Consider the following 19,701-nt stretch of genomic DNA (forward strand, 5'->3'; position numbering starts at 1 on the left):
CTGCAATATGGTTCCGGTTCCGTGGTGTCCAGCCGCACCGGCTTCACGCATACCGGGTCGCCCCGCCCGTCGCGCCCCGGCCAGCTCGACCCGGCCATCGTGGAAGGCATCGCCGGCGGCTCCGACCCCAGCGCGGTCAGCGAGATGAGCCACGCTTCGGCCGCGGCGCTGCTCGACCGCGTGCACCACACCGCCGACCCGGAGATCGTCTCCCGTGTGCTCACGCTGGTCGACCATGAAGGCGTGGACGTGATCGCCGCACTCTGGAGCCGTTCCGAGCCGGACTCGCTGCCCGGAATCCTGTGGCGGCTGTATATGCTGCGCACATGGATGCGCAAGAACCGCGATTCGATCGCGCGTCTGTGGCGGGTCGGCGAACCGGTCGCCACCGCGGCGTCCGCGATCGCCGGGGTGGACGCCGCCCCCACCGAAGACGACATCGCCCGCACCGCCGATTCGATTCTGGCGGGAGCCTTCACCGGCGATTTCGCCGTTGCGCTGGAGCGCGCCGCCGCCTTCACCGACGTGGTCGCCTTGGGATTGCGCGTCGAAGCCAAGCGCATGTCGGCCCGCGCGGCCGGCCCGGCGAACGCTTCCGGAGGAACGGCCCGCACTGGATCCACCAGCTCCGCGCAGGGCAAGCAGCACGTCACCAAGGCCGCCCGCCTGCTGCACACCGCCGGCAACCTGTTCGTCACCGCCAAGGATTTCCGCCACGGCGCCAGCCTATGGCGTCGCGGCAAGCTCGACTAGTATCCCACTAATACTCTGGCTCCCCTCAGCGAGGGGAGCTGTCGGCGTAGCCGACTGAAGGGAGCGCATGCGAATCGGCTTGATTCAGACGTTCGTGGTAATGCTCCCCTCAGACCGCTTCGCGGCCAGCTCCCCTCCAAGAGGGGAGCCAGAATACAACGACCATCGGGGGACACGCGCGGGGCGAAACGTGCTGCGAAACGCTATACTTAAAACTCGCGTCGGGCCGTGCATAGCCCCGGGCTCCATTTTTTGCCGCTGCGAGCGGCCTTTGCGCCGACAGGCGCTTTCACGGTTCGGCGCTTCTCTTCTTCCCCAGTCCCCTTCCCGGTCCCTCTACTCGGGCTCGGCGTCGATCGGATGCACGGCGATGATGCGGGGGGACATCCGCTCCACGATGTCATGGTGATGCGTGGAGAACAGGACGGTTTTGCCGGCCTGCACGAACGATCGCAGCACATCGACCACCACGTCGGTATTGCGCTCGTCAAGGCCGTCGGTCGGCTCGTCCAGCACCAGCAGATCGGGATTCATCGACATGCAGCAGGCGATGGCGACGCGTTTCTTCTCCCCGCCCGACAAATGGTACGGCGCACGCTGGCGGAACCGCTCCAAGCCGAACAGGGCGACCATATCGTCCACGCGGCGGTCGACCTCGGCATCCGGCAAACCCATCTGCATCGGCCCGAACGCGATCTCCTCCTCGACGGAAGGGCAGAACAGCTGGGTGTCGGAGTTCTGGAACACGAATCCGATCCGCTGATGCAGCGCCTTGGCGAACAGGCTGTTTTTCGTCTCGATCGCCGCGCGCGTGACCGGCGTGCCACCGCAACGGTAGGTGCCGGCGTCGGGGAATTCAAGCGCATTGATCATACGCATGATCGTGGTCTTGCCGCTGCCGTTCGGCCCGAGCAGCGCGACGCATTCGCCGCGCGCGATGGTCATGGAGAAGTCGCGCAACACCGGATGCGCGCCGGCGCCGGTCAAACCGGATGCACCGGACGCACCAGCCGCACCGGCATCGTCCGCGCCGCCGCTCGGCAAGGAGGCGCCGGCCATGTCCCGGTACGAAAAATCGATATGCTCCAGCGACACCAATGGATCGCCGCCGAACCACGATTCATCCGGCCGCATTCTCGCGGCCCTGTTCGGCCGATGACCAAACATATTCATCACCATCCGTTTCGCTCCTCAGATTTCGCTACCCCAGATACACGGCCAGCGCCACCATAAGCGCAACACCCAGCAGATACACGCCGTTGCGCCAGGTAAGCAATCGCTCATGGCGGATGCGATACCTGCCGTCGAAGCCGCGGCATTGCATGGATTCGGCCATCTGGCGGGCCTGCGTGTTCGCACGGAGGAACAGCGCGCCCATCAGCCGGCCGGCGGACATGAGCTTGCGCGAGTCGCGGCCCACGCTGCGCAGTTGGAGCGCGTCCAGCAGCTGCAGCATCGAACGGCCGAGAATGTCGATGAACTGGATCGTCACATCGCAGACGTAGATCACGGCATCGGGCACGCCGACGCCGCGCAGCCCGGCGATCAGCCGGTTCCATGGCACCGTCCGGGCCAGGGCGATCACCAGCGACACCGAGACGAAGGCCTTCACGACCAGCCGGATCGGAGCGCTGTATTGCCCGACGAACACCGCAGGCAAGGCGACCACCAGACTCAGCACGCACACGGCGAGCGTCGGCCCGAGAATCGCCTTGATCAGCCAGGCGGGGCGCAACGCCATCGCCACCAATACCAGCGCGAGCATGATGTAGGAGAACAGCATGTTGCGCGTGATATTGACGCACACGATGGCGACCGGCACGCCGATCATGCGCGCGGCCGGCGAAACCGAGCACAGCGCCCGGTCGACGGCACTGCCGCCGACCGGCAGGGCGGCGCCGATCTGCGTGAGCATGCCACCCAGATGCTCTAGATTGTGCTGGATGAACGATGACTTGTCCGGCAGCGGATCATACCGTTCGGACCCGCGCAGCCACTCCGGCAGCACGGCATCCGCGCCGATCGACGTTCTCCGATCCATCCACGCCTCCCTTACGTCCATTGCCCTCATCCATGGCATCCATAGTCACGCCCGACTGTCGCACGAACGGCTCCCCCGAATCGAGGGGAGCCGGTGATGCGCAGGGGACGCTCAGGCGGTCTTCGCACTCTTATCGTGCGCGGCGAGCGCGAGCAGGCGGAAGACGATGACCATGACGGCGATGCCGATCACCGCGGACAGGATATAGCCGACGACGTCGGGCAGGCCCTGCAGCGAGTAGTCGGGCAACAGCGCGTTCCACGAGAATCCGTGCGCGATGTACTGCGGCACGTAATCCAGTCCGGTGGCGCTCATGAAGTCCTCGGCGCCCCATTCGCCCCAAGCGTCGCCGGTGGCCAGCAGGCCGAGCGGCGACAGCAGCGCGACGACGGCCAGCGCGATCCATGCGGACCTGCGCAGACCGGCGTGGGCCGCCTGCCTGCCTCCCCCATCGGCCACCGACGTTGCCGCGGAGGCGCGGGCGTTGGCTTCGATGATCTCAGGAGCCGTACGGCGCACGAATTCCACGACCACCACGGTGACCAAGCCCTCGACGATGCTGGCGACCGCCAGATGCGGGATCAGCATGGCGGGGATCGTCACCGCGAACGAGAACGGGAAGTAGAGCGCCTGGCCGTCGGCCGCCCTGAACAGCAGCGGCTGCACGCCCAGCTCAAGCGCCACGCAGAGCGCGGCGAGCGAGATGCCAATGTAACCGGATACGAACTCGGCCACGCGCTCCTTCCAGCCGGCGGGCAGCACCTTGCGCAGCAGCACATACAGCCCGTAGGCCGTGAACGGCAGTACGAACGCCATGTTGAAGCAGTTCGTGCCCAGGGTGATCAGGCCTCCGTCGCCGAACAGCAGCGCCTGCAGCAGCAGGGCGACGGACACGGCCACGGTCGCGTACTGCGGGCCGAGCAGCAGGGCGATCAGCGCGCCGCCGACGCCGTGCGCGGTGGTGCCGCCGGGCGTGGGCACATTGAACATCATGATCAGGAACGAGAAAGCGGCGCCGGCCCCCAGATACGCCATCTTCTCCGGTGTGCTGTGCTGGACCACGTAGCGGAAGCACAGCACCCAGATCGGGATCATGATCACGTAGAACACCGCTCCGGTGGACGGCGAAATGAAATTGTCCGGAATATGCATCGCGAGCGTTACGGTTTCAGGCGCACCGACCATTTCCGACTCCCTTCTTGTGGTTGCCGGGCGCAGCGATCATCCGCGCCCATGAACGCGGCAAGTAATATCACACTTATGATTCGACCCCTGCGCAGTTGTGTTGCATGACTTGCAATCATTAGGAAACGCCGAAACGCGATACAGGGCATTCCAGCATGTGAAACGACTTATTCGCGGGTTTTTCTCCGGTTTTTGCCGCCATCGGCACCCGTTCGTTACACAACGACCCAATACCGCTCCTACACTCATGGCCTAGCGCATCCCATTCGCTCCGGGGCAGTCGGCAAAACGGCGGCATTCCCGGGGCGCGGGGATTGCGAACACCCGCGGGACGGGGCAACCCGTCCGGCACGATTGCGACGAAGGAGCTCGGATGATCGCCAAGGAAATAACCGGCAACATCATCAGCCAGCAGTACGGCGACGGCAAACTGAACGTGCCGATCGCCTTCGAATGGTTCGAGACGGACAAGAAGCGCATGCGGAAGGTGGCCGAGGACGGCACCGAATTCGGCATCATGGTGGGCAGGACCATCAAGGACGGCGACGTGCTCGCCGAAACCGAGGACAAGCGGTATTTCGCCCGCATCAAAACCGCGCAGCTCATCGAGATCCCCGTGAGCTCCATGAAGGAGATGGGCCGCCTGTGCTTCGAGTTGGGCAACCGCCACCTGAGCCTGAAAGTCGAGAACGACCGCGTGCTGGTGCCCTACGACCACCCGACGATGGAATACACGAAGAAGATCGGATACGAACCGCACATCATCGAAGGCGGGTTCGACGGATTCCTGATCGTCAAGGCGCACGCCGGCACCGGCACGATCATCCCGGGCACCAACAAGACCACCGGCGACGTGGCCGAAGAGGAGCAGGAGGCCGAGGCGGACAAGGAGTTCCCCGCCGAGAAGGCCGCCGGGCATCTGGACGTGCATGCGCATGACGCCGGCGAGGGCGAGCCGGCCGAAGGCCATCACTGCCACTGCCACGAGCACGGGCACAACGAGCCGAGCGGCGCCACCGAGCATCATTGCCATTGCCACGACCATGACCACGAGCACGGCGAGCACACGCACGAACATGAGCACACGCACGAACATCACCATGATCATGCGCACACGGACGAGACCGTCGACGCCGATCACCCTTACGTGCTCAAGCCCGGCGAATACGAGATGAACGGCGTGCTCCACCGCCCCGACGGCTCCCACAGCCACGACGGCGGCCGCACCTGGCACACCCACTGACCGCCCCATGAACGCCAACGAAACCGAGTCGCGGCGGCTCGCCATGCTGCAGGTGTGCGACAGCGTGTTCCCCGTGGGGGCATTCGCGCTCTCGAACGGCATGGAGACCTTTGTGCAGCGCGACTTCCTGCGGCGGGGAGCCGATTTCGAGCAGTACATGAAGAACTATCTCGAGGTCGCGCCCTACAAGGAGATCGGGCAGATGGTGATGGCCGGCAAATACGCCACGGATGCGCGCGTATCCGCCCGCGGGCTGGCCGCCAAACTCATCGGGCTCGACGAATGGGCGTCCGCGCTGCAGTCGGCACGGGAGATCCGCGAGGGCAGCGAGCGCATGTGCACCCGCCTGCTCAAGCTCGCCGAGCAGATGGACGCCGGCCGGGCGCAGACCTCGGACGGCCATCGCGGCGGCCTGCCGACCGCGGCCACGGCAGCCGCCACGGCCACGGATCAGGCGGCGCCGCAACCATCGCGCGAGGACGAGATCATCGCCGTGCACGAGGGGCGCACGGAGCGGCATAAGCTCACCGACGCCGCGGACGGGCTGTACGGCTCCCCGTCGCTGGAACTGTACGGCAGCCTGATCCGCGACGGCCGTTGCCGCGGGCTGCATTCGATCGCCATGGGGCTGTACGCGGCCGACCATGCCAACGACGTGCGCGACGCGGCGATCATGTACGGATATTCGCTGCTGAGCGCGCTGACCATGTGCGCGGCCAAGGCGATCCCGCTCAGCCAGTACGCCGGGCAGGTGGCCCTGCACGATTCGTTCCCGCGGCTCGTGCGCGCGGTCGACATCGCCATGACGCTCAAACCGGAGGATCTCGGCATCTCCGGAGCGTTCCTCGACATCGCCGCCATGCAGCACGAAACCTTGTATTCGAGGCTGTATATGAGCTGACCGTCAACCTTGGCTCCCTTCTCTGAGGGGAGCCATAGACCTGCAATACGCGCTTCATCAATCCACAAAGACCCCTCACACAAAGGAGAAACCTCATGTCATACGTACGCATCGGCGTCGCCGGCCCGGTCGGGTCCGGCAAGACCGCACTCATCGAGCGCCTGACCCGCAAGATGGCCGACGAATACAGCATCTGCGTGGTCACCAACGACATCTACACCAAGGAGGACGCCGAGTTCCTGATCGAGCACTCACGCCTGGCCCCCGACCGCATCGTGGGCGTGGAGACCGGCGGCTGCCCGCACACCGCCATCCGCGAGGACTGCTCGATGAACCTCGAGGCCTGCGAGGAGATGGCCCGCACCCATCCGGACGTGCAGATCATGTTCGTGGAGTCCGGCGGCGACAACCTCTCCGCCACGTTCAGCCCGGATCTGGCCGACGCCACGATCTACGTCATCGCCACCGACGAGGGCGACAAGATCCCGCGCAAGGGCGGCCCGGGCGTCACCCGTTCCGATCTGCTGGTGATCAACAAGGCCGATCTGGCGCCGCTGGTGCACGCCGATCTGGACGTGATGGCCCGCGACTCGCGCAAGATGCGCGGCGACCGCCCGTTCATCTTCACCGACCTGATGGGTGGCGCCGGCGTGGACGACGTGATCGCTTGGATCAAGAAGAGCGTGCTGTTCGAGGACATGTGATCCGTACGGCTCGCCCGTCTCCCCGGTGGCTTCCCGGAGTGGGAAGCCACCGGGAGACGCCGGGAGACGGTCGAGCCGAAACATATCGTTGCGCCGCGTGCGGCATAATTGCCATGTCATTGTCACGCGTGAGGAAGGCGGCGATTCGTCCATGGGCAGCAGCACATTCCGTCTATCCACTGCATTCCGCCACGGACGTACAAAAATCGACGACATCTATTTCGAGGCGCCGTTCAAGCTGATGACCCCATTCACCAACGGGCGGCACTCCGACTTCGTCGTGATGCTCGCCTCGCCGGGTTTTCTGAAGGGCGACGAGGCGCATATCGAGATCGCCTTCGGCCCCGGCACCGATTCGACGATCAAGACGCAGAGCTACGAGAAGGTGTTCGACACCGAGGACGGCTCCGCGAGCCGCACCATCGAGCTGGATGTGCGGGGCGACGCGAAAGCCGTGTTCCTGCCGTTCCCGGTGATCCCGTTCCGCAACAGCTCGTTCACGAACCTGACCACCGCGCATATCACCGCCGAATCGACGTTCGTCTATGCGGATGTGGTGACCTGCGGGCGCGTCGGCATGGATGAGCGCTGGGCGATGCGGCGGTTCACGAACCGCATGCGCGTGTATGTGGCGGAACCGCAGCCCGCGGCCGAGGCGGCAGCAGCCGAATCGGCCCGGCAGCACGCCCATCGCCGCGGGCGCCCCTCCAAGGCCGAGTCTGCCGCGGCGCAGCCTCGGGAGCGCATGGCGTTCGCCGACCGCATGCTGCTGGAGCCGGACGCCTTCGACTACACCGAGCTCGGCATGTGGCGCGATTTCACCCACTGCGGCGTGCTGTACGCGCATCTGCCGGAAGCGGATCCCGCGGCCGGGCAGGCCGACACGAATGCGGATGAGAACGGTGCCGGTGCGTCCGCTGCGGCCATCCGGGAGCGCATCGAAACCGCCCGCATCGCGGCGGAGGACACGCTGATCGACCGTATCCGATCGCATGCCGACGCCATCGGGTTCACCGGCGAACTCGGCGTGAGCCGCGTCATCGACGGCATCTGCCTGCGCGTGCTCACCAGCCGGGGCGACGATGCCTTCGATCTGATCAAGGACGTCGCCGGCTTCGTGACCGAGGGCTGATAGGCGGGCTTGTTGCCTCCGGTTTTGCCGTGCCCCCGCCAGCGAGGCACGGCAATTGCGTCGGGAAACCACCTCGGCTGTCTTGGGTTATTCATCCCCGCCCGATCTCAGAACAGGAAGTAGCGCTGCGTGAGCGGCAGCTCGTAGGCCGGATCGGAATGGACCAGTTCGCCGTCGACCGTGACCTGGAAGGTCTCGGGGTTGACCTGGATGTCGGCGAGCACGTCGTTGAACTTCAGGTCCTTCTTGCCGATATCGCGGCATCCGCGCACCGGCAGCACCTGGCGGGCCAGCCCCAGCTTGCCCTTGATGTCGTCGTCCACCGCGGCCTGCGAGACGAAGGTGGCGCACGACGATCCGAGCGCGCGGCCGAGCGAGCCGAACATATCGCGGTAGTACACCGGCTCGGGCGTGGGGATGGAGGCGTTCGCGTCGCCCATGCGGGAGTACGCGATCGAACCGCCCTTGATGACCATTTCCGGCTTCGCGCCGAACATGGCGGGCTGCCAGAGCACCAGATCGGCCATCTTGCCGACCTCGACGGAGCCGACGTAATCGGCGATGCCGTGGGTGATGGCCGGGTTGATGGTGAACTTGGAGACGTAGCGCTTGACGCGGAAGTTGTCGTTGCGGTTGTTGTCGTGCTCGTCCTCGGGCAGGGGGCCGCGCTGCTTCTTCATCTTGTCGGCGGTCTGGATGGTGCGCGTGATCACCTCGCCCACGCGGCCCATGGCCTGCGAATCGGAGCTCATCATGGAGATGATGCCCATGTCGTGCAGCACGTCCTCCGCGCCGATGGTTTCGGGGCGGATGCGCGAATCGGCGAAGGAGATGTCCTCGGGAACGTTGCGGTCGAGGTGGTGGCAGACCATCATCATGTCGAGATGCTCGTCCACGGTGTTGCGCGTGAACGGCATGGTCGGGTTCGTGGAGCTGGGCAGCACGTTGGGGAACCCTGCGGCGCGGATGATGTCGGGTGCATGGCCGCCGCCGGCGCCCTCGGTGTGGTACGTGTGGATGGCGCGGCCCTTGAACGCGGCGATGGTGTCCTCCACGCAGCCGCCTTCGTTCAGGGTGTCGGTGTGGATGGCCACCTGCACGTCCATATCGTCGGCCACGCCCAGCGCCGTGTCGATGACGGCCGGCGTGGCGCCCCAGTCCTCGTGGATCTTGAGTCCGGCGGCGCCGGCGCGGATCTGCTCGCGCAGCGGTTCGGGACTGGAGTCGTTGCCCTTGCCCAGATAGGCGATGTTGACCGGCAGCGCCTCCGCCGCCTCGATCATGCGCGCCAGATGGAAGGCGCCCGGATTGCAGGTGGTGGCGTTGGTGCCGTCGGCCGGGCCGGTGCCGCCGCCAACCATGGTGGTCACGCCGCCGGCGAGCGCCGTGCGCACCTGCTGCGGGGAGATGAAGTGGATGTGGGTGTCGAGCCCGCCCGCGGTGACGATGAGCCCTTCGCCGGCGATCGCCTCAGTGCCGGAGCCGACTTCGAGGCCGGGGGTGACGCCGTCCATGGTCTGCGGATTGCCGGCTTTGCCGATGGCGCTGATCTTGCCGTTCTTCAGGCCGATGTCCGCCTTGTAGATCCCCGTGTAGTCGACGATGAGCGCGTTGGTGATGACCGTGTCCGGCGACTCGGCGTCGAGCTGGACGGAGGACTGCCCCATGCCGTCGCGGAACGACTTGCCGCCGCCGAATTTCAGCTCGTTGCCGTAGGTCGTGCAGTCACGTTCGACCTCGATGATGAGGTTCGTGTCGCCGAGGCGGACGCGGTCGCCCGTGGTCGGCCCGAACATGCCCGCGTAGTCCTTGCGTGTGATTGTTGTGCTCATGTGTCCAAGTCCTTTGTCCCCTTGGCTCCCCTCCCCGAGGGGAGCTGTCAGCGAAGCTGACTGAGGGGAGTCTGCCCGTATGGTGTTCGACTGCTTCAGATTCCCAGGAATCCCCGCTCATGCGCCTTCGCGAATGCGGCCTCCCGTACCTCGGGGTCGTCCAGCCGGCCTTCGACCAGCGCGCTGAAGCCGTGGACCTCGCGGGTGCCGCCGATGTCGATCAAGTGCACGCGATGCGCCTCGCCGGGCTCGAATCGCACGGCGGTGCCGGCCGGGATGTCGAGCCGCTTGCCGTAGGCGACCTTGCGATCGAATCTGAGATACTTGTTGACCTCGAAGAAATGGAAGTGCGACCCGATCTGGATCGGGCGGTCGGCGGTGTTGACCACGTCAAGCTCGATATCCTCGCTGCCCTTGTTGAGCGTCAGGTCGCCGTCGGCGTAGAAGTACTCGCCCGGCTTGAGCTTCTCGGTGGTTTCGATCGGATTATGGACGGAGACGAGCTTGGTGCCGTCGGGGAAGGTGGCTTCGACCTCCACCACGTCGATCATCTCGGCCACGCCGTCCATCACGTCCTCGGGCTTGAGCAGCGTGCGGCCATACGACATGAGTTCGGCCACCGTGGCCCCCTCGCGGGCGCGTTCCACGCATTCGGAGCTGATCAGCGCGACAGCCTCCGGATAGTTGAGCTTCACGCCGCGGTTTTTGCGCTCCTTGGCCAGCTCCCCCGCCTGATGCAGCAGCAGCTTGTCTATCTCTCGTGGAGTAAGTCTCATGAGGCCCCCGTTGTTGTACCAACATACCTACGATCATCGGCGATTGTATGGCGCGAATAAGAACGGGAGGTTTCCGGGTGATTGCCGCGGTGAGCGGCGGCAAGGCGCCGATCTTCGCCGGTTCCCGACGAAGATACGCAGCGGGCCCTGCGCCACCGCAATCACACCGCAATCAGCCTCGATGCGACGTCACTTCCCCACGCAGAAAGCCGCGTACAGCGGCACACTGCGCACTCCGCCGTCAATGCCGAAGTTCTTGGTCGACAACCGGATAGCTTCATCCGGCGCATATTTATCCCGGTACACCGCAAGACTGCGTGATCTGGTGTTGTCGGATGATTTGACTTCAATCGGCACACCGGCATCGGAATCACCCGTCTGCATGACGAAATCCACTTCGGCGGTATTGCCGCTCGTCCAGTAGCGCAGCGGGATGCCATTTGCCGCCAGCATCTGCGCAACATAATTTTCGACGATGCCGCCGAGCTCGATTCGTCTACGCCGCTCGGCGTCAAGCACCATGGCAGGATCCAGCTCCGCACGCGCCGCCAGCAGCCCGGTATCGGACGTATACATCTTGAACGACGAGACATCCTCATGCATGGCCAACGGCAATCGGCCACTGGACACTCGCATGCATCGCTCCACCAGCCCCGCAGTCAGCAGCCACGCTATCGCGGGGGAATACACCGACGCCCGACCGCCGCTCCTGACCAGCTTGTATTGGAATTTGTGATTCTCCTTCGCGAGTTGTGCGGGAATGCTGTTCCACGTATCGCGGATACGAGCGGTTTCCACCGGCGTTGCATACTTCGCCATATCGGCTACATACAGATCCGTAATGCCCGCCTGAACCTCGCGCACTTCGCTGAAGCTGCCATTCCTCGCGAATCGGGAGACCGCCTCCGGCATGCCGCCGACTATCAGATATTGCCAAAATCGCTCAAGCATCGCGTCATGCAAATAGAACGGCGCTGCACGGTCATAGCAATCACTGATCTCCGCGATGAGTTCCCCGTCCCCGACCGCGTCGAGGAATTCGTCGAAGCTCATGGGATGCAGCGTCAGCGTATGTACTTTGCCCACCGGCATACTGAATCCCTGCTGGTTGACGGCAACCCCCAGCAGACTACCGGCGGCCGCCACATGCAGCTGCGGCATATCCTCACAGAAGTATTTCAATGAGGCGAGGGCACGATTGGACGATTGAATCTCGTCAAGAATCAGCAGCGTACGCTCCGGGTCGATCTGCCGGCCGGACGCCTGAGCAAGACGTCGGATAAGATTCCGCGGTTCCAGATCGGGCTCGAACGCTTGCCGCGCTCGCGAGTCCCGTTCCAAATCGAAACGTACGCAATCCCCCGGGAACGTCGCTTTGGCCAGCTCGTCGAGGATGTAGGTCTTGCCCGTCTGCCGCGCTCCGTACAACAACAGCGGCTTGCGGATACGTTGTACCGCCCATTCGACCAGCTGGTCCATGATGGTTCTCTTCATCGCCGTCTCACCTCTCATTCCGCCTTATCTATGAAAAAATGTTGTAGAATACATTTTTATCCACCTATTAATGTATTTTATGACATTTTTCCATAGATAACAGCACGCCACACAGGTCACCAGCCGCATCAGCAATTCCGGTGCCGAAGACATTCACCGCAGAAACCACTTCCATGCGGGCACCACGTCGATCACCCCGCTCGGCACCGTCACCTGTCCTTCTTCTTCGAGCGAGATCAGCGTTCCGGAGCGCATCCCGGTATTGTCCATCGCCGCGGAAAGATTGCCGATCTCACTGCGGAATTTGTCGCTCAGATCCCGTCCGGCGAAATCCACGATCGTTGTGGCTTCGATACCGGTGTTCGCCGCAACCTGAATCAGCTGGTACGGTTCGCTCGTCGCCTCATCGCCGACGACGAAATCCACTTCAGGGCAGTTCGCCGCCGAGTATGAGGCGATTACGTTGCTGCGGTTATCGCCGTACCGCCGCTTCAATTCCACGAGCACAGCCGTGTCCAGCCCCTGCCCGATATCCATGTGATTCGCCGGGGCCACCGCCAGCGACAAACCAGGATCCACCGCATACACCTTGCTGGACGAACGCGGGTTCTCCTTGATCGAGAGCGTGAAATCCCCGACCTTGAACAGCAGATGCGCATCCTCGAAATCGTCGAGCAGGTCGTACAGCTTGCCGCTGGAGACCGGCACCTGCATGCCGCGCAGCGCCTTGACCTGCGCGTTCACGGAAAACTTCAATCCCGTGGAACGCAATGCGGTACGGGAGAATCGCATCGCCACGCGCAACGACGTGGTCTCGAAACGCTCCAACACATCCTTGGCGACGATTTCATCCGCATACCCCTGCAACAAGCGCATACGGTCGAGCGTCGGCAAATGCTGTACCGCCGGGAAACCGCCAACATCCAGATACCGCTCAAATGCGGCCTGCAGCGGGCGCCGCACATTCGGCGGGCATTCGCCGCCGACATCGGACGTATCGATATTGTGGAACAGGCAATACTCCCGAAAACTCAACGGCCACATCTCCCGGGACAGTGAGCGTCCGCGGAAATTGGTGGGGATGTCGGACGACAGCAATTTCGACGACGAACCGGTCAGCACGATGGTGACATTATGCTGTTCAGCCACCCTGCGCACGAAATTCGTCCAGTACGGCGCTTCCTGAATCTCATCGAACAGCAAATAACAGCCGTCGAGCGCATCCGGCACCATGCGATAGTACTCATCAAGCAAATCGGCGAGGGTGTGGTCCGAGAACGGCATGATGCGATCGTCATCAAACGAGAAGTGCAGGATTCGGTTTCGCGGCACTCCGGCGGCGATCAGCCGATCCATCAGCTGGTACATGGCATAGGTCTTGCCGCAACGCCGCACTCCCGTAATGGCGTAGATCACGTTGTTCCGCGCGGGAGCAGGCACGTCGATCACCGCACTTGCCCTCGCGGTGTATTCAGGAATGGCGAAGTCCAAATATTCGGCGATCAACGCTGACATCGACATAACGGACTCCAATCTTCATCTGTTTTAGATGAAGATGCTAATCATCTTCACTCAAAACAAATGAAGATACAAAAACGCGCAGACTACCGCACAGTAACGCACGATCAGATCTGCCGCATCGCCCGATCAACAGGGCATCCTGATTCCGCACTCCCCGCCGCTCACCTCGGAAAATGTGAACGCTATCACAATGTGAACAGAGTCTCGACGTCGTTACAAGTTGAACTTATGGTGAGCCATTAATCGGTTTAGGGGATGACGAATCCCCCTACGGCGACCGATTCGATGAGAGGGAGGTTCATCGTGGAGTATTTGGGTTGCTTCGCCGTCGTCATGGCGGTGCTGCTGATCGGGCAGTGGGTGGCGTCGCTGACCAAGGCATGGGTTCCATCGGTCTTCGTCAGCGCGATCGTGTTCCTGATCGGCTTCTGGACCATTCTGCCGAAGGACATTGCCGTCAAGGCATCGTACGACACCGCATTCGTGCAGATCTGCGTGTCCATGCTGCTGGTGCATCTGGGCACGCTGATGAGCCTGAAGAAGCTCATCGCACAATGGCGCGCCGTGTGCATCGCATTGCTTGGCGTCGCCGGCACCCTGCTGTTGACGATGACCATCGGCACGCTGCTGTTCGACTGGCATACCGTGCTCGCCTCCGTACCTCCGCTGACCGGCGGCGTCGTCGCCGCACTGCTGATGACCAACGGCCTGAAGGATGCCGGATTGACCGCTTTCGTCGCCCTGCCGGTCACCATGCTGATGATCCATGGCGTATTCGGATATCCGCTCACGGCCATCATGCTCAAGCACGAAGACCGCCGGCTTGCCAAGGTCTATCAGGGCATGAGCGATGAGGAACGCGCGCAGGCCGCCGCCGCATCGTCCGCCATGGCGCAGTCGGATACGGACAAGCCGACCCAATCGAAATTCCTGTCGCTGTTCCCCGAAAAGTATCAGACCTCCGCATTCATCCTGTTGCGCGTTGCGTTGGTCGCACTGTTCTCCAACTGGATCGCAGGCCTGACGAACGGCGTCGTCAACGCCAACGTCGTGTGCCTGATCTTCGGCGTGATCGCCCATCAACTCGGATTCCTTGAAGATAGCGCGCTCAACAAGGCCGGGGTGTTCGACTGGCTGATGTACGGCCTGCTCGGTTACGTGTTCTCTCAGCTGGCCGGAACCACGCCGCAGCAGCTGCTGAGCATGCTGCTGCAGATCCTCGTGCTCATCGTGCTCGGCCTGATCGGCATGTTCGTCGCATCGTTCATCCTTGGCAAGCCATTCGGCATGAGCCCTGAGATGGCATTCGCCTGCTCGCTGACCGCCCTGTTCGGATTCCCCGCCGACTACATCCTCACGACTGAGGTGGCGCACAACGTCGCCAAGGATGAAGGCGAGGAACGGTATCTGCTCGACAACACCCTGCCGCAGATGCTGGTCGGCGGTTTCGCCACCGTATCGATCGCCTCGGTGATCATCGCATCCGTGTTCCTCAAGCTGCTGTAACGGCGTCCAATGCGTTCCGGTTCCGGCCACATTGCCGGGAACCGGAACGCGCACCAAGATTTTTTGCGGGTCGGGCGAATGATCCCCCGCCCCGCACATCATGAAAGAAGGTATATCACCATGGCAACCGTATATACGGGAATGAATCTGTTCGACGGCAATGACGTCGAGAACAAGGCCGGCTCGTGGATGCTGGTCGGCGACGACGGGCGCATCGAATCGGTCGGCACCGGAACCGCACCGGCTGCGGACGCCACCGTGGACCTGACCGGCAAATACGTCATGCCCGGCCTGATCAACTGCCATACGCATACCATGCTCGACGCGTATGATCCGAAGCTCACCATGTTCTCGGAAACCGAAATCGCCTTCCGCGGCATCAAGCACCTGAAGGCGCTCATTGACTGCGGAGTGACCACGATCCGCGAGTGCGCGTCCGCGTTTTCCGTGGACTGCAAGCTTGCCGCGCTGCAGCGCAAGGGCGAACTCGCCGATATGCCGACGATCGTACCGTCCGGCCGGTCCATGAGCATGACCGGCGGCCACGGCGACATGCAGATGGGGCTCGAAGGCGAGTCCAATGGCTCGCATCTGGTCGACTCCCCTGACGAGATGCGCAAGGCGGTGCGCGAGGAGTTCAAACTCGGCGCCAAAAACATCAAAATGATGGCTACCGGCGGCGTGATGAGCCCGACCGACCAGATCGACGACACCGAACTGACCGTCGAGGAGATGAAGGTCGCCGTCGAAGAGGCCCACCACAAGCACATGACCGTATGCGCGCACGCCGAAGGCGCGAACGGCATCCACAACGCCATTGTGGCCGGCGTCGATTCCATCGAGCACGGTGCGATGATCCGTGACGAGGACATCCAGCTCATGATCAAGAACGGACAGTATCTTACGCCGACGCTGATCGCCTGCTGGGCCATCCCCGAATACGGCGAAGGCAAGATCCCGCAGTTCATGGTGGACAAGGCGCGCGGATTCGAGAAGGACTACTTCACAAACATCGGCAAAGCCGCCAAGGCCGGAGTCAAGTTCTCCATGGGCACCGACGCCGGCACCCCGTTCAACGACTTCGGAGACACCCCGTACGAGCTCGTGCTCATGAAGCAGGTCGGCTGCACCACCGAACAGGTACTGCACGCCTGTGGCCGCAACGCCGCAGATCTGTTGAAGGTCAGCGCGGATTACGGCACACTGGAACCCGGCAAGTACGCCGACTTCCTGGTGCTCGATGCCGACCCGATCGCCGACGTCGCCGCCGTCGGCCAGAAGGACAAGGCCGTCTACAAGCACGGCGTCAGGGTCCACTGAGACTCAGCGTCCAAGCCGTAACCGGGGCCTTCTCCACATCGGCGGAGAGGGCCCCGTCATATCGAAGCCGATGTGATCATGAGGAGGCACATATGCCGAAGACGCTTTATACGGGAATGAATCTGTGTGACGGCAACGAAATCGTCAACAAAGCCGATTCTTGGATGCTGGTCGGCGACGACGGGCGCATCGAATCGATCGGCACCGGAGCCGACGCCATGCCAGCCGCCGACGCCACCGTTGATCTGACCGGCAAATACGTCATGCCCGGCCTGATCAACTGCCACGTACACACCATGGGCGACGCGCTGGACCCACGTCTGACCATGTTCTCCGAAACCGAAGTGGCCTACCGCTCGATCAAGAACCTGCATCGGGCCATCAGCTGCGGCATCACCACGCTGCGCGAATGCGCGTCGGCGTTTTCCGTCGATTGCAAGCTCGCCTCGCTGCAGCGCAAGGGCGAACTCGCCGACGTCCCGACGATCGTGCCGTCCGGGCGCCCCATGAGCATCATCGGCGGCCACGGCGACATGCTTGAAGGATTGGAAGGGGAATCCAATCTGGGCCATCTGGTCAGCTCTCCCGATGAGATGCGCAAGGCGGTGCGAGAGGAGTTCAAACTCGGTGCCAAGAACATCAAGCTCATGTCCACCGGCGGCGTGATGAGCCCGAACGACCGCGTCGACGACACCGAACTGACCGTCGAGGAGATGAAGGTCGCCGTCGAAGAGGCCCATCACAAGCACATGACCGTATGCGCGCACGCGCAGGGCACGGAAGGCGTGCACAATGCGCTGGTCGCCGGTGTCGACTCCATCGAACACGGGTCGCTGATCAGCGAGGACGATATGCGTCTGATGGTGGCCAACGGCCAGTATCTGGTGCCTACGCTGCTGCCGTGCTGGGCGATCACCGAATACGGTGAAGGCAAGATCCCGCAGTACATGATCGACAAGAACAAGGGATTCGGTCATCGCTTCTTCGACAACATCGCCAAGGCGGCAAGCCTCGGCGTCAGGATCGCGATGGGCACCGACGCCGGCACCCCGTTCAACGACCTCACCGACACGCCTCACGAACTGGTCCTGATGCGCGAGATCGGCTGCACCGTAGAGCAGATCATGCACGCCTGCGGACCGACCGCGGCGCAATTGCTGAAAATCGACGCGGATTACGGCACGCTGGAACCCGGCAAGTACGCCGACTTCCTAGTGCTCGACGCCGACCCGATCGCCAACGTCGCCGCCGTCAGCCAGAAGGACAAAGCCGTGTACAAGCACGGCGTTAGAGTCCACTGACGCTTGGCTTCCTACAGGCGGGGACTCTCCGGGATGTGGAGAGCCCCGTTTCTGCGGATAAAAGAGCGGTAACGGCAATGCTGCCGATCGCTCCCAATCCACGAACGCGAAAGATGAGCCCACCTATATGAAACCTATATGGAGCCATGCCAACTACAAGTATCGATCCTGCCTGATTCCCGTATGCTCATCCAAGCCACAAAAGCCAAATAGGGAAATGAAAACGGTCCAAACGAGGAAATAGGGAGACGGCATGGCAAACGCGGTATGACTTGCCATTGAACATCTCATGGTCAGATGAGCGAGAAGGGAACTCGAAGAGCTTCCGGAAAAACGCACAAAGAACGTTCCGTACCAATGGATACAGTTATGCCCTATACTTTCGGCGTGAGTCGACATGATCGTCGGGCGGCTCGGCGCCCAAGAAAGGTCCGGGCCGCCCGACGGCATGCCATCGGCAACACCGACAGATAGGGGCATCATGACAACGGATACCAGCGCACGGGCCATCAAACCCGAATTGCTGCGCACATACAGCGACGATTTCAATGCGGATCGGGCCAATCTGGTCGCCGCGAACGCGGCCGTATCGGCCGGCGTGCTCAAGGCCGCCACCGACTACCGCGGCGTGCGCGCGCTGCCGCGCGATTTCTCCATCGAGCTCAAGCAGGGGTCGATCACCAATCAGGAGCGCTCCGGCCGCTGCTGGATGTTCGCTTCCCTGAACACCCTGCGCTACGAGCTGATGCACCGCTGGGACCTCGAGGACTTCGAATTCTCCGAGACCTACCTCTTCTTCTGGGACGCGATGGAGAAGTCGAACACCTATCTGGAGAACGTGCTGGCCACGCTCGACGAGGCGACCGATTCGCGCATCTTCCAAGTCATCAACGATGGCCCGTCCGACGACGGCGGCTGGTGGCAGATGTTCGCCGCGCTGGTGAACAAGTACGGCCTGGTGCCCAAGAGCGCCTACCCGGAGTCTGAGAACTCCCGCAATTCCGACGATTTCAAGCAGTACCTCAACTCCAAGCTGCGCGAGTTCGCGGCGGAGCTGCGCCGCTGCCATGCCGCGGGGACGCCCGAGGACGAGCTGCGCGCGCTGAAGGACGGGTACATGGGCACCGTGTACCGCATCTGCGCCGTGTCGCTGGGCGAGCCGCCGGAGAAGTTCGACTTCTTCGCGCGCACCAAGGACGACGATGACGACAAGGCCGACAAATGCGACGGCAAGGCCTGCAACAAGGACAAGGCCGAGAACTGCAAGTGCGGCAATGATTGCGACAAGGACAAGTCCGGCAAGCCGAAGACCGGCAAGGACGAGCGCCCGCAGATCCGCGAGATCGGCATCACCCCGCTGGAGTTCTACAAGAAGTACGTGCCGGTGGACGTCAACGACTTCGTGACGCTGGCCAATGCCCCGATCAAGGACCGCCCGTTCAACAGGCGCTACCGCATCCGCTTCACCGCGAACGTGGCCGAGGCCGGCGACATGGAGTTCGTCAACGTGCCTCTGGACGTGTTCAAGAAGGCCGCCCTCGATCAGCTCTCCGCCGGCCACCCGATCTGGTTCGCCTGCGACTGCACGCAGTTCGCGCTGCGCAAGGACGGCTTCTTCGACCGTTCCGTGGTGCGCGTCGACCAGCTGTTCGGCACCGGATTCACCGGGGACAAGGCCCACGGCCTCGAATACGGCGACAGCCCGAGCAACCACGCCATGACCTTCACCGGCGTGAACCTCGGCGAGGACGGCAAGCCGAACCGCTGGAAGGTGGAGAACAGCTGGGGCAAGGATGCCGGCAAGGACGGCTACTACGTCATGTCCGACGCCTGGTTCGACCGCTACGTCACCGAGCTCGTCATCCGCAAGGAATACCTCGACGACGCCACCCGCGGCCTGCTCACCGCCGAGCCGGTCGAGCTCGATCCCTGGCAGCCGCTCACCCGCCGCTGCCGCTGACGACGGCGAATGCGGCAGGAGGCCCGGTGGGG

General features: G+C 63.1%; 16 protein-coding genes. 9 read left to right on the forward strand and 7 right to left on the reverse strand.

The window, feature by feature from the left end; genetic code table 11:
• A complete protein-coding gene (locus BBSC_RS11545; protein ID WP_033519443.1) occupies nt 1–753 on the forward strand; it encodes a hypothetical protein in 753 nt (250 codons plus the stop codon).
• Between the two features lie 336 nt (nt 754–1,089).
• Here the strand turns inward: BBSC_RS11545 and BBSC_RS11550 are convergent, their stop codons facing one another.
• The 3 genes from BBSC_RS11550 to cbiM form a co-directional block, all read right to left on the reverse strand.
• Nucleotides 1,090–1,920 carry an energy-coupling factor ABC transporter ATP-binding protein gene (locus tag BBSC_RS11550; protein WP_197074430.1) on the reverse strand — a complete coding sequence of 277 codons (831 nt, stop codon included), beginning with the start codon at nt 1,918–1,920 and terminating at the stop codon, nt 1,090–1,092.
• 34 nt (nt 1,921–1,954) lie between these two features.
• Nucleotides 1,955–2,794, reverse strand: a complete 840-nt coding sequence (locus BBSC_RS11555; RefSeq protein WP_033519425.1) for an energy-coupling factor transporter transmembrane component T — start codon at nt 2,792–2,794, stop codon at nt 1,955–1,957.
• A 111-nt stretch (nt 2,795–2,905) separates the two neighbouring features.
• Nucleotides 2,906–3,979: a cobalt transporter CbiM gene (cbiM, locus tag BBSC_RS11560; protein WP_197074429.1), complete on the reverse strand. Its 1,074-nt coding sequence runs from the start codon at nt 3,977–3,979 to the stop codon at nt 2,906–2,908.
• Nucleotides 3,980–4,352: 373 nt separating this feature from the next.
• Here cbiM and BBSC_RS14305 point away from each other — a divergent pair, with 373 nt between their 5' ends.
• The 4 genes from BBSC_RS14305 (at nt 4,353) to BBSC_RS13510 (ending at nt 7,959) form a co-directional block, all read left to right on the forward strand.
• Nucleotides 4,353–5,222 (forward strand): urease accessory protein UreE, encoded by an 870-nt coding sequence (locus BBSC_RS14305; RefSeq protein ID WP_231649000.1) that lies wholly within the window; start codon nt 4,353–4,355, stop codon nt 5,220–5,222.
• A gap of 7 nt (nt 5,223–5,229) precedes the next feature.
• Nucleotides 5,230–6,123 carry an urease accessory protein UreF gene (locus tag BBSC_RS11570; protein ID WP_033519424.1) on the forward strand — a complete coding sequence of 298 codons (894 nt, stop codon included), beginning with the start codon at nt 5,230–5,232 and terminating at the stop codon, nt 6,121–6,123.
• Between the two features lie 95 nt (nt 6,124–6,218).
• Nucleotides 6,219–6,827 carry an urease accessory protein UreG gene (ureG, locus tag BBSC_RS11575; protein ID WP_033519423.1) on the forward strand — a complete coding sequence of 203 codons (609 nt, stop codon included), beginning with the start codon at nt 6,219–6,221 and terminating at the stop codon, nt 6,825–6,827.
• A 151-nt stretch (nt 6,828–6,978) separates the two neighbouring features.
• Nucleotides 6,979–7,959, forward strand: a complete 981-nt coding sequence (locus BBSC_RS13510) for an urease accessory protein UreD (RefSeq protein ID WP_081892844.1) — start codon at nt 6,979–6,981, stop codon at nt 7,957–7,959.
• 107 nt (nt 7,960–8,066) lie between these two features.
• On the opposite strand, the gene ureC is transcribed toward BBSC_RS13510, so the two are convergent.
• The 4 genes from ureC to BBSC_RS11600 all read right to left on the reverse strand — a co-directional run bounded on the left by ureC (nt 8,067) and on the right by BBSC_RS11600 (nt 13,582).
• Complete coding sequence (gene ureC, locus BBSC_RS11585; RefSeq protein WP_033519422.1) at nt 8,067–9,791, reverse strand: urease subunit alpha; 1,725 nt, start codon at nt 9,789–9,791, stop codon at nt 8,067–8,069.
• Nucleotides 9,792–9,886: 95 nt separating this feature from the next.
• On the reverse strand, nt 9,887–10,567 hold the full coding sequence (gene ureA, locus BBSC_RS11590) for an urease subunit gamma (protein WP_033520019.1): 681 nt from the start codon (nt 10,565–10,567) through the stop codon (nt 9,887–9,889).
• Between the two features lie 189 nt (nt 10,568–10,756).
• Complete coding sequence (locus BBSC_RS11595; protein ID WP_033520023.1) at nt 10,757–12,061, reverse strand: ATP-binding protein; 1,305 nt, start codon at nt 12,059–12,061, stop codon at nt 10,757–10,759.
• A gap of 153 nt (nt 12,062–12,214) precedes the next feature.
• Nucleotides 12,215–13,582, reverse strand: coding sequence for an ATP-binding protein (locus tag BBSC_RS11600; protein WP_051923135.1), 1,368 nt, complete (start codon nt 13,580–13,582; stop codon nt 12,215–12,217).
• 303 nt (nt 13,583–13,885) lie between these two features.
• On the opposite strand from BBSC_RS11600, the gene BBSC_RS11605 reads away from it, so the two are divergent.
• From BBSC_RS11605 to BBSC_RS11620, 4 genes are all read left to right on the forward strand, one after another.
• A complete protein-coding gene (locus BBSC_RS11605) occupies nt 13,886–15,088 on the forward strand; it encodes a hypothetical protein (protein ID WP_144414488.1) in 1,203 nt (400 codons plus the stop codon).
• Between the two features lie 120 nt (nt 15,089–15,208).
• The gene (locus BBSC_RS11610; RefSeq protein WP_033520022.1) at nt 15,209–16,408 is read left to right on the forward strand and encodes a metal-dependent hydrolase family protein; all 1,200 of its coding nucleotides are present in this window, start codon (nt 15,209–15,211) and stop codon (nt 16,406–16,408) included.
• 92 nt (nt 16,409–16,500) lie between these two features.
• Nucleotides 16,501–17,709, forward strand: coding sequence for a metal-dependent hydrolase family protein (locus BBSC_RS11615; protein WP_034535397.1), 1,209 nt, complete (start codon nt 16,501–16,503; stop codon nt 17,707–17,709).
• A gap of 481 nt (nt 17,710–18,190) precedes the next feature.
• Nucleotides 18,191–19,669 (forward strand): C1 family peptidase, encoded by a 1,479-nt coding sequence (locus tag BBSC_RS11620; RefSeq protein ID WP_033519453.1) that lies wholly within the window; start codon nt 18,191–18,193, stop codon nt 19,667–19,669.
• Nucleotides 19,670–19,701 lie beyond the last annotated feature (32 nt).

The organism is Bifidobacterium scardovii JCM 12489 = DSM 13734, from assembly GCF_001042635.1.
GTDB classification, from domain to species: domain Bacteria; phylum Actinomycetota; class Actinomycetes; order Actinomycetales; family Bifidobacteriaceae; genus Bifidobacterium; species Bifidobacterium scardovii.